Consider the following 11,100-nt stretch of genomic DNA (forward strand, 5'->3'; position numbering starts at 1 on the left):
CCCCCGGGCGGGGTGGTTCAGGAGGGGCGGGGCCCCTCCTGACCGGTTCCATCAGCCCTGCGGATCAGCCCTCGCGCGTCACCGCCGCATGGGCGGCAAAGACGGCCATGTCGAGGATCTGCCCGACCGAGCTGCCCAGGTTGACGATCTGCACCGGCTTGGACATGCCGACCATCAGCGGCCCGATGGTGGTGGCGCTGGTCAGGTGGGGCACGGCCTTGGTCAGGATATGGGCCGCGTGCAGCCCCGGCATGACCAAGACATTGGCCGGCCCGGTCAGCCGGCAGAAGGGGTAGAGCGCCCGCAGCTGCGGGTTCAGCGCCACGTCCGCCGCCATTTCCCCGTCATACTGGAAGTCGACCTGCTGGGCGTCGAGCAGCTTCACCGCGTCGCGCACCGGGCCGGTGATGGTGCCGCCCGGATCGCCGAAGGTGGAGAAGGACAGGAAGGCCACGCGCGGCTCGAGGCCGAGCTTGCGCGCTTCCGCCGCCGACTGGATGGCGATGGAGGCCAGCGTCGCCGCGTCCGGCCGCTCATGGATGGCGGTGTCGGCGACCAGCACCGTGCCGGAGCGCCGCGCCAGCATCAGGGTCAGGCCGAAGAGCACCGTCTCCGGCGCCGGGTCGATCGCCGTCATGACGCCTTCCAGCGTCACGCTGGTCGAGCGGGTGATGCCGGAGACCATGGCATCCGCGTCGCCCAGCGCCACCATGCAGGCGGCGAAGGCGTTGCGGTCCTGGTTGGCCAGGCGCTGGCAGTCGCGGAACAGCAGGCCGCGGCGCTGGCCGCGCTCGTAGAGGAACTCGGCGTAGCGGGTGTTCTTGTCGGAGACGCGGGCGTTGTGGATCTCGACGCCTTCCGGCAGCGGGATGCCGAGTGCGGCGACCTTGGCCATCACCCGGTCCTCGCGGCCGACCAGCACGGGGATGCCGTAGCCCGCGTTGCGGAAGGCGATGGCGGCGCGGATGACCTTCTCCTCCTCGCCCTCGGCGAAGACCACCTTCTGCGGGTTGGCGCGGACGCGCTCGGTGATGGTCTCCAGCGCATTGGCGCCGGCATCCAGCCGGCCGGCGAGCTCGCGGGTGTAGCGGCGCAGATCCATCAGCGGCTTGCGCGCCACGCCGGAGTCCATCGCCGCCTTGGCGACGGCAGGCGAGACGCGGGCGATCAGCCTAGGGTCGAAGGCATGCGGGATGATGTAGTCGGGGCCGAAGCGCAGGCCCTTGCCGCCGCCGGCGCCGGCCACTTCCTCGGGGACATCCTCGCGTGCCAGCATGGCCAGCGCCTCGGCGGCGGCCACCTTCATCGCGTCGTTGATGGTGCTGGCGCGGACGTCGAGCGCGCCGCGGAAGATGAAGGGGAAGCCCAGGACGTTGTTGACCTGGTTCGGATAGTCGCTGCGGCCGGTAGCGATGATCACGTCGGGCCGGGCGGCGCGCGCCTCGTCCGGGGTGATCTCGGGGTCCGGATTGGCCATGGCGAAGATGATCGGGTTCTTCGCCATGGTCTTGATCATGTCGCCGGTGACGGCGCCCTTGACCGAGAGGCCGAAGAAGGCGTCGGCGCCCTCCAGCGCCTGGACCAGGGTGCGGCGGTCGGTGGTGACGGCATGCGCCGACTTCCACTGGTTCATGCCTTCCGTACGGCCACGGTAGAGCACGCCCTTGGTGTCGCACATCAGGATGTTCTCGGGCTTCATGCCCATGGCCTTGACCAGCTCGGCGCAGGCGATGGCGGCCGAGCCCGCGCCGTTGATCACCAGCCGCGTCTCGGACAGCGCACGCCCGGTCAGGTGGCAGGCGTTGATCAGCCCGGCGGCGGCGACGATGGCGGTGCCGTGCTGGTCATCGTGGAAGACCGGGATGTCCATCAGCTCGCGCAGGCGCTGCTCGATGACGAAGCATTCCGGGGCCTTGATGTCCTCCAGGTTGATGCCGCCGAAGGAGGGGCCGAGATAGCGCACGGCATTGACGAACTGGTCGACATCCTCGGTGTCGACGCAGAGGTCGATGGAATCGACGTCGGCGAAGCGCTTGAACAGCGCCGCCTTGCCTTCCATCACCGGCTTGCCGGCCAGGGCGCCGAGATTGCCCAGCCCCAGCACCGCGGTGCCGTTGGAGACGACGGCGACCATGTTGCCCTTGGCGGTGTAGTCATAGGCCAGCGAAGGGTCGCGGTGGATGTGCAGGCAGGGCTCGGCCACGCCCGGGGAATAGGCCAGGCTGAGGTCGCGCGCCGTGGTCAGCGGCTTGGTCAAGCGGATCTCGAGCTTGCCCGGCTTGCCCTCGGCATGCAGGGCGAGCGCTTCCTCGGCCGTGATCCGCGCGGTGCGGGTGTCGCCCATCGGAGGTTTCTTCGCGTCGTCCATCGCCATCACAGCTCCCGTGCTTCAGCCCCTTTATGTCGGCAGGCGCGCGCCGGGGAAAGCCAGCCGCTTCGCAACTGCGAAGCCGGAACGTTGCCGTTCAGCCGCGACCGCCTGGCGGCCCCGCCTCCTCCAGCACGCGGCGCAGGCGCTGGATGGTGTCGCCCGGCAGCGTGCGGATGCGGCTGGCCAGCAGATTGGCCAGCTCCGTCGCCTCTGCCGACAGGCCCGAGGTGTCGAGCGTGACGCGCGGATGCGACAGCCGCGCCAGCCGCACCATATCCTCGGCATCGTCCCAGATGAGACCAAAGTATTCGTTAACCTGGTGGATCAGCCCCGCCGAAGGCCGGCCGCGCCGCCCATGCTCCAGCGCGGACAGATAGGCGGCCGAGACATGCATCGCCGTCGCCAGCTGCTGCAGCGTGACGCCCCGTTCCTGGCGCAGTGCGCGCAGCCGGGCGCCGAAGGGCGTCACGGCCGCCGCCGCCGGCGCAGCAGCAGATGCACCGCCCCCTGGTTCGGTGCCGGATGCGCCGCCCCCAGCACCAGCGGCCGCAGATCCGGCGCATTCAGCCAATGCGGCAGCTCCCGCCGCAGGACGCCGCCGTCGGGCGCCGGGCCCTTGCCGGTGACGATGGCGACGCAGCGCAGCCCCTCCGCCTGCGCCGCCAGCAGGAAGCCGCGCACGGCCAGATAGGCGTCCTGCGCCCGCCGCCCATGCAGGTCCAAGGTCCGCTCCGGCCGCGTCCGCCCGCGCCGCAGATCCTTCCAGCGATGGCTGTCCAACCCGCCCGGCTGCAGCCCGACATCCAGCACCGGCGGCGGCGCCTTGAGCACCGGCGCCTTCATCAGCAGCGCCGCCACGGGGTTCGGCGGGGGCGGAGGCGGCGGGGCAGGCTCGACCGGCGCCGCAGGCAAGGCCGGCAAGGCATGACCCGGCAAAGGCTTCACCGTCGCCGTGTAGGCACGCCACAAGGCGCGCTCTTCAGTGCTGAGGCTGCGACGACGGGGAGGCATCGGGGTCCATTAAGTTTTTGGGAAGGGAAGGTCCAGGGAAGAGAAGGTCATGACAGGTTGGGGGAATGAATTCCCCCAAACCCCCATCTTTTTTCTGATCACCGGCCGTTGAGAGACCTGCGCATCAACGTCGCCGTCGCCAGGGCGTCACGGCGGGACGCCAATTTTCATGTAATCAGCGCAGCTTCGAAGGTCGCGCTGCGGCAGGGCCGGGCCACGTCCCGTCACCACGTGGACATGGCAATCAGACAGAAAAAAGAAGGGGTCCAGGGGAATTCATTCCCCTGGCCTACCCCTGTCTTAGATCTTCAATCTGCCCCTTCCTCTTCGGCCGGCGTCCCCAGAGCGGACAACAGCGCGGCGCGGAGCGCGGCGAGCTTGCGTTCGTTCTCGACCTTCAGGCCGAAGACGTCCTTCACGTAGAAGACGTCGACCGCGCGCACGCCGTAGGTGGTGATATGGGCCGAGGCGATCTGCAGCCCCTGGGCCGAGATCGCGCCGGTCACGTCGTGCAGCAGGCCGGGGCGGTCGCGGCCGTTCAGCTCGATCACCGTGTGGGTGTTGCTGGCGAAGTTGTCGATCACCACGCGGCCGGGCACCTGGACGGCGCGCAGCCGGGCGGGCTCGCGCCGCACCTTGCGGATCTCCTGCACCAGGTTCAGGCGGCCGGACAGCGCCTGCTCGATCAGCACCGACAGGCGGGCCATGCGGTGCGGCGCATCAAACGCCCCGCCTTGCGCGTCCTGCACCCAGAAGGTGTCCAGCGCCATGCCGTTGGTCATGGTGTGGATGCGGGCGTCGACGATGGTGGCGCCCGCCACGGCGAGCGCGCCGGCGATGCGGCTGAACAACCCGGGATGGTCGGAGCAGTAGACCGTGACCTCGGTCACCGCCCGGGCCTCGAGCACGCGGGTCGAGACCGAGAGCGGCGCGCCGCGCGCCTCGGCGTCGCGGATCAGCGCGGCGTGGCGGGCGTGGCTTTCCGGGTCGAAGGACAGCCAGTAGCCCGGGTAGCCGAGGCCGAGGAAATGGTCGACCGCGGCCTTGGGCTGGTCTTCCAGCATGGCGGCGGCGGCCTGCTTGGCGCGGGCCACGCGCACGTCGCGCTCGGGCACCGACAGGCCGCCGGCCAGGACCTCGGCCACGCGCCAGTAGAGCTCGCGCAGCAGGGTGGCCTTCCAGCCGTTCCAGACCTTGGGCCCGACGGCGCGCATGTCGGCCACCGTCAGCACCAGCAGCAGGCGGAGGCGCTCCGGCGACTGCACCACCTCGGCGATGTCGAGGATGGTCTTCGGGTCGTCGATGTCGCGCTTGAAGGCGGTCTGGCTGACCAGCAGGTGGTTCAGCACCAGCCAGGAGACGGTCTCGGTCTCCTCCGGGGTCAGGCCGAGGCGCGGGCAGACCTCGAGGGCGATGCCGGCGCCGATCTCGGAATGGTCGCCGCCGCGGCCCTTGGCGATGTCGTGCAGCAGCATCGCCACATGCAGGGCGCGGCGCGAATGCAGCTGGCCGACCAGCTCGCTGGCGACGGGCGCGGCCTCGCCGAGCTCGCCCTGCTCCAGCTGGTTGAGCACGGCGATCGCCTCGATCGTGTGCTCCTCGACGGTGAAGACATGGTAGGTGTCGAACTGCATCAGCCCGACGATGCGGGCCCAGTCCGGGATGAAGCGGGACAGGAAGCCGACCTCGTTCAGCACCCGCATCCACTTGGCGGAGTCCTTGCCGGACAGCAGGTCGAGGAACAGCTCGTTGGCCTCGGCGTCGCCGCGCAGCGCCTGGGCGCGCGGGGCGCTGCGGATCAGCGCGCGATGCGCCAGCGGGTGCAGCTCCATGCCGCGGTCGCGGGCGGCGCGGACCAGCCGCAGCATGATCGCCGGCTCGTCCTCCACCACCCGGTCGGGGGCGAAGAGCAGCTTGCCGTCGGCGATGGCGACGCCGGCGGTGACCAGCGCCGGGTCGGGGACGCGCTGCAGCGCCGGCAGGCCGAGGGTGGCGCGCTCGATCGCCGGCTCCAGCAGGCGCGACAGGCGCACCACGTCGCGGGCGGTCAGGAACAGGTGCTTCATGAAGCGCTCGACCCCGTCCTGCTTGCCGTGCCGGGTATAGCCCATGCGGGCGCCGACGACGGGCTGCAGGTCGAAGGTCAGGCGCTCCTCGGCGCGGCCGGTGACGTAGTGCAGGTGGAAGCGCACCGTCCACAGGAAGTCCCAGGCGCGCTTGAAGGCGCGCGCCTCGCGCGCCGTCAGCAGGCCGCCGCCCGGGCTGTCGGGCCCGACCAGCTCCGGCATGCGGCGGGCGCCGAAGGCATAGCGCGCCAGCCAGTACATGGTCTGGATGTCGCGCAGGCCCCCGCGGCCTTCCTTCAGATGCGGCTCGACCAGATAGGGGCTGTCGCCGTAGCGGCGGTGGCGCGCGGTGCGCTCGGCCCGCTTGGCGGCCAGGAACTGGCCGATGCCCCAGTCCTGCCGGGCCTGCGCGAAGGCTTCTTCGAAATTGGCGAAGACGGCCGCGTCGCCGGCCAGGAAGCGGCCGTCCAGCAGCGCGGTCTGGATGGTGGCGTCGCCGCGCGCGTCTTCCAGGCATTCGCGGATGCTGCGGGTGGCATGCCCCACCTTCAGCCCCAGGTCCCACAGCAGGTAGAGCATGAACTCCACCGCCCGCCGCCCGCGCGGGCCCAGCGGCCGGTCGGACAGGAACAGCAGGTCGATGTCGGAATAGGGCGCCAGCACGCCGCGGCCATAGCCGCCGGTGGCGGCCAGGACGAAGCTGGGCTCGGCGGTGCCCGCCAGGCCGTCGGCGCCGGGCTCGGCCTTCTCCGGCGCGACCTCGGCCAGGGTATAGGCGTGGATGGCGAAGATCAGCCCGTCGGTCAGCTCGCCCAGCATGCGCGCCGCGGTCAGGCCGGACAGGGCATGCGCCTCGAAGGCTTCCTGCACGCGCGACTGGATGCGGCCCAGCTGGCGCCGCAGCAGCATCAGCGCGACATCGCGGGCGACCGGCGCGCCGGGCTGGGGGATCAGGTCCAGCACCACGTCGGGCAGCGGCCGCAGGGTCACGGCCGGGCCGTCGGGGGCGGCCCCGGATACACCAGCATGGGCCTCGCCGGCCGGGGCGGCAAAGGCGTCAGATACGTCGCCGGAGCTTCTCATCCGACCGAGTTTATCGCGCTCGCGGCTGGGGCAACAGCGTCCTGCGCCAATTTGCCGCGACCGTTGCTGCCCCGCAGCATTTTCAGCCGGTAAAGCGCCTCCAGCGCCTCCCGCGGCGACATCTGGTCCGGCTCCAGCGCCTCCAGGGCGGCCCCCAGCGTATCCTCTTCGCCCGGGGGTTGAGACAATGTGGCACCGGACCCTTGCGAATCCGGTCCCGCCAGGGTGCTGCCGAACAGCGGCAGCTCCTCGGCCAGCGGCTCGAGCCCGCGGGCGCGGGCTTCCAGCGCCGCCAGCACGGCGCCGGCCCGCTGGGTGACGGCGCGCGGCACGCCGGCCAGCCGCGCCACATGCAGCCCCCAGGACTTTTCCGCCGCCCCCGGCCCGACCAGGTGCTGGAACACCACCTCGCCGCGGTGCTCGCGCACCTTCATATTGGCCAGCTGCAGCTCGGGCAGCTTGCCCGACAGCGCGGTCAGCTCGTGGAAATGCGTGGCGAAGACGGCGCGGCAGCGGATCCGGTCATGCAGCGCCTCCAGCACGCTCCAGGCGATGGCGAGGCCATCCCAGGTGGCGGTGCCGCGGCCGACCTCGTCCAGCACCACCAGGCTGCGCGACGTCGCCTGGTTCAGGATGGCGGCCGTCTCGGTCATCTCGACCATGAAGGTTGAGCGGCCGCCGGCGATGTCATCCGCAGCACCCACGCGGGAGAACAGCCGGTCGACCAGGCCGAGCCGCGCCTCGCGCGCCGGGACGAAGAGCCCGGCCTGGGCCAGCACCACCATGATGGCGTTCTGCCGCAGGAAGGTGGACTTGCCCGCCATGTTCGGCCCGGTCAGCAGGCAGAGCCGCTGCCCGGCCGAAAGGTCGGCGTCGTTCGGCACGAAGGCCGGGCCGCGCGAGCGGGCCAGCGCCGCCTCGACCACCGGGTGGCGGCCCTGGCGGATGCGGAAGTCGCCGCGCTCGGTGAGCGTCGGCCGGCACCAGTCGCCGCCGGCGGCGAGCTCGGCCGCCGCGGCATGGATGTCGATCTCGGCCACCGCCATGGCGCAGGCGTCGAGCACCCGCGCGGCCTCCAGGCACAGCGCGCGCAGGTGCCGCACCACGGCGATCTCGCGCTTCTGGGCCTGCTCGCCGGCGGCGGCCAGCTTGCGGTCGAGGTCGGCCAGCGCGGCGCAGGTGAAGCGATGCGCATTGGCCATGGTCTGGCGGTGGATCGGCGCCAGGCCGTCATGCTCCAGCCCAGCCGGTGGGTCGCGCAGCAGCTTCTCCCCGGCGGCGGCGGGCATCTCGGCAAGATAGCCGAACTGCTGGTGGTGGCGGACCTTGACGCTGGCCACCCCCCAGGCCTGGGCGAGCCGCATCTGCAGACCAGCGATGGCGCCGCGGGCGTCGTCGCGCAGCCGCTTCAGCGCATCGAGCTCCCCGTCATAGCCCGGCGCCACCAGGTTGCCGTCCTCGATCCGCGCCGGCAGCTCCTCGGCCAGGGCGCGTTCCAGCTCGGCGCGCGGCGAGGCTTTCGGCAGCAGCAGCTCGCGCGCCTCGTCCAGCAGCGGCGGCAGCGGCGCGTCGGCGCCGTCCAGCGCCTCAGCCATGGCCTCGGCCCGCGTCAGCCCGTCGCGGATGGCGGCGAGATCCCGCGGGGCGAAGCGGTCCAGCGCCAGCCGGGCGAGCGCGCGCGCCATGTCCGGCGCCCCCTTCAGCGCGCCGCGCAGCATCGCCCGCAGCGGCGCGCCGTCCAGCAGATAGGCGACCGCGTCGTGCCGCCCGCCGATCGCCCCCGCATCGGTCAGCGGCGCGCCGAGGCGGGCGGCCAGCTCGCGGCAGCCGGGCGCGGTCAGCGTGCGGTCGACGGCGGCCAGCAGGCAGTTGCGGGTCTCGCCGCGCTCGCTGCGCAGGATCTCCAGGCTGCGGCGCGTCGCGGCATCCATCCGCAGCACCTCCCGCCCGCCCTGCGGCTCGGGCGGGCGCAGGCGCGGGGCGGCCTCGCCCTGGGTCGCGCGGACATAGTCGAGGGCAAGCGCCGCCGCGACCAGCTCCGCCTCGGCGAAGCTGCCGAAGCCATCCAGCCCGGCCACCGCATAGAACTCCGTCAGCCGCCGCACCGGGTCGCGCGGGGCCAGGCGGCTGGTGACCTTCTCGGTGACCTGGCGCAGCGCGGCCAGGCTGCCCAGCGCCTCGTCGACCAGGATCTCGGCCGGTTCCAGCCGGGCCAGCAGCGCGGCCAGCTCGGCCTGGGGCAGGATCTCGGTGGCGAAGGAGCCGGTGGACAGATCCACCCAGGCCGCGCCCAGCTCGCCGGCGGCGATGGCCAGCGCCAGCAGCCAGGCCGGCCGTGCGCCGTCGAGCAGCGAGTCCTCGGTCAGCGTGCCGGGGGTGACCAGCCGGATCACCTCGCGCCGGATGGTCGGCGCGCGGCGGGCCTTGGCCTGTTCCGGGGTCTCGCGCTGCTCGCAGATGGCCACCTTGTGCCCGGCGCGGATCAGCCGGGCCAGGTAGTTCTCCATGGCATGCGCCGGCACGCCCGCCATCGGGATCGGCTGCCCGCGCAGCTCGCCGCGATGCGCCACCGCCAGCCCCAGCGCCTCGCCAGCGATCGCCGCATCGTCGAAGAACAGCTCGAAGAAGTCGCCCATGCGGAAGAAGACCAGGGCGTCGGGATAGGCGTGCTTGGCGGCGAACCACTGGGCCATGGCCGGGGTCGCGCCTTCGGCGGAAAGCAGGGGGCGGGAGCTCATGCGCCCTTCCTAAAGCCGAGCCGCACCCAGGGTCCAGCGATAGCCGAGCGCGCCGCCCGAACCGGCAGCTTCGCAGCGCCTGGCCAACTCCCCGCTGCATCGCAGCAAGATGAAAGCCCCGCAAAGACCCGTTGGCATGGCAGGCAAGCCGGCGCAGCATGGCCGAAAGGATCGCTGGAGGACCTGCCATGCTTCGCCGCAACCTGCTCAAGGGGGGCGCCGCCGCCGCCCTCGGCCTGACCGCCGCTCCCATGCTTGCCGCTCCGGCCCTCGGCCAGAACAGCCGGGCCAGCACGCTGCGCTTCGTGCCGCAAGCCAACCTGACCGCGCTGGACCCGATCTGGACCACGGCGACGGTCACCGGCAACCACGGCTACTACGTCTTCGACACGCTCTATTCGCTCGACAGCCAGCAGCGGCCGCAGCCGCAGATGGCCGAGGGCCACACCATCACCGAGGACGGCAAGCTGTGGCGCATCACCCTGCGCCCGGGGCTCAAGTTCCATGACGGCGAGCCGGTGCGCGCCCGCGACTGCGTGGCCAGCCTGCAGCGCTGGACCGTGCGCGACCCCTTCGGCCAGCTGGTCGCCCGCGTCGTCGACGAATGGCGCGTGGTCGACGACCGCAGCTTCGAGATCCGGCTGAAGCGCCCCTTCCCGCTGCTGACCACCGCCTTCGGCAAGACCGACAACTGCGCCTTCATCATGCCGGAGCGCCTGGCCAAGACCGAGGCGACCAAGCAGGTCTCGGAGATCATCGGCTCCGGCCCCTATCGCTTCCTGGCCGGCGAATACAATTCCGGCAGCCGCGCGGTCTATGAGAAGTTCGATGGCTACGTCCCCCGCCAGGAGGCGCCCGACTTCGCCACCGGCGCCAAGGTCGCCCATTTCCAGCGCGTCGAATGGCTGATCATCCCCGACGCCGCTACCGCCGCCGGCGCGCTCGTCAATGGCGAGATCGACTGGTGGGAACGCCCGCAGGTCGACCTGCAGGCCATGCTGGCGCGCTCCCGCGACGTCCGCCGCGAGGTGCTGGATAAGGCCGGCCGCCTGGCGCTGGCCCGGCTGAACTGCCTGCAGGAGCCGTTCAAGGACGTGCGCATCCGCCGCGCCGTGCTGACCTCGGTGATCCAGGAGAACTACATGCGGGCAGCCCAGGGCGACGACACCTCCGCCTGGACCGACACCCGCAGCATCTTCCCCAAGCGCACCCCCTACTACGCCGACCATGCCGACCTGATGCCGGGCGACCTGAACAAGGCCCGCGCCATGCTGAAGGAGGCCGGCTACGGCAACCAGAAGGTCACCATCATCAACCCGACCGACTTCCCCGACATCGGCCCGCTCGGCCAGGTGACGGCGGATGCGCTGGGCAAGATCGGCATGAATGTCGACCTGATGGAAAGCGACTGGGGCACCGTCATCCAGCGCCGCAACTCGCGCGAGGCCACCGACAAGGGCGGCTGGAGCATCTTCCACACCACCGGCGCCGCCGCCTTCTACGGCAGCCCGGCCATGTCGCCGCTGCTGCGCGGCCAGGGCGAGGCCGGCTGGTTCGGCTGGTGGAAGAACGACCGCGCCGAGGCCCTGACCGACGAATGGCTCTTCGCCCCGGACGAGGCGGCGCAGAAGAAGGTGGCGGCGGAGCTCGGCCGCCTCGGGCTGGAGGAGGTTGCCACCGTGCCGCTCGGGCAGTTCACGGTGAAGACGGCCTTCCGCCGGGATCTGACCGGGTTGCTGGAGGGGACGGCGCCGTATCCTTGGAACGTTAAGCGCGCCTGAAAGAAAAAAGGCCGGGGGAAGGAATTCCCCCGGACCCCCATCTTTTTTCT

6 protein-coding genes are annotated in these 11,100 nt (G+C 71.5%); 1 reads left to right on the forward strand and 5 read right to left on the reverse strand.

The annotated features are described in order from the left end of the window. Positions 1–64 precede the first annotated feature (64 nt). The 5 genes from BKE38_RS11520 to mutS all read right to left on the reverse strand — a co-directional run bounded on the left by BKE38_RS11520 (position 65) and on the right by mutS (position 9,269). Complete coding sequence (locus tag BKE38_RS11520) at positions 65–2,344, reverse strand: NADP-dependent malic enzyme (RefSeq protein ID WP_076957462.1); 2,280 nt, start codon at positions 2,342–2,344, stop codon at positions 65–67. Between the two features lie 121 nt (positions 2,345–2,465). After that, positions 2,466–2,840 (reverse strand): helix-turn-helix domain-containing protein, encoded by a 375-nt coding sequence (locus tag BKE38_RS11525; protein WP_076957463.1) that lies wholly within the window; start codon positions 2,838–2,840, stop codon positions 2,466–2,468. Next, positions 2,837–3,340: a Smr/MutS family protein gene (locus BKE38_RS11530; protein ID WP_242662324.1), complete on the reverse strand. Its 504-nt coding sequence runs from the start codon at positions 3,338–3,340 to the stop codon at positions 2,837–2,839. Before BKE38_RS11530 ends, BKE38_RS11525 begins: the two co-directional genes overlap by 4 nt. A 350-nt stretch (positions 3,341–3,690) precedes the next feature. Further along, positions 3,691–6,531, reverse strand: a complete 2,841-nt coding sequence (locus BKE38_RS11535; protein ID WP_106409196.1) for a [protein-PII] uridylyltransferase — start codon at positions 6,529–6,531, stop codon at positions 3,691–3,693. Beyond that, entirely contained in the window at positions 6,528–9,269 is a 2,742-nt protein-coding gene (mutS, locus tag BKE38_RS11540) for a DNA mismatch repair protein MutS (protein WP_083747488.1), read from the reverse strand. Before mutS ends, BKE38_RS11535 begins: the two co-directional genes overlap by 4 nt. 188 nt (positions 9,270–9,457) lie before the next feature. On the opposite strand from mutS, the gene BKE38_RS11545 reads away from it, so the two are divergent. Continuing rightward, positions 9,458–11,050, forward strand: coding sequence for an ABC transporter substrate-binding protein (locus tag BKE38_RS11545; RefSeq protein ID WP_076957465.1), 1,593 nt, complete (start codon positions 9,458–9,460; stop codon positions 11,048–11,050). Positions 11,051–11,100: the final 50 nt, after the last annotated feature.

It is taken from the genome of Teichococcus deserti (genome assembly GCF_001982615.1).
In the GTDB taxonomy this organism is placed as follows: Bacteria; Pseudomonadota; Alphaproteobacteria; order Acetobacterales; family Acetobacteraceae; genus Pseudoroseomonas; species Pseudoroseomonas deserti.